Genomic DNA, 428 nt, shown 5'->3' on the forward strand with positions numbered 1-428 from the left:
AGCAACTCCTGCGGCGTGCCAAGGTGGTCATTCTGATAGAACAGCGTCGCATGACGGCTCTTCGCCGGAACCTGAACAAACCCACCATCGGTGCCCGTCGCGAGAAACGCCGGTTTGACCAGCTTTTCGTCGAGACGCGCGAGCGGCACGAACGTCCCCGGTTCGTGCAGATAGAGCGACGCGCGCGTCCATTGATGGCTCGCGTCCAACGTATGCATGCGCTGCGCGACCGGCAGCGAATACGCGTCTTGCGCGTCCTCTCGCACCGTCTCATAGCGGGCATTCGCGGACTTGGGCTCGCGTCCATACTCGCGCGGCAGCTCGTCAAAGCGCTCTTCCATGAGCAGCACATCGCCGTCCCATGTGAAGACGGTTAGCTCGGTTGCGCCTGTCGCGCCTCTGACTTCCTTCGCCACGCGCCGCCCGAA

The 428-nt window shown here is 63.3% G+C and carries 1 pseudogene; it reads right to left on the bottom strand.

The annotated features are described in order from the left end of the window. Window positions 1-428: pseudogene (locus NCT05_RS36680) on the bottom strand (hypothetical protein); the annotation flags it as partial.

It is taken from the genome of Caballeronia sp. AZ7_KS35, assembly GCF_023631045.1.
Lineage (GTDB): Bacteria > Pseudomonadota > Gammaproteobacteria > Burkholderiales > Burkholderiaceae > Caballeronia > Caballeronia zhejiangensis.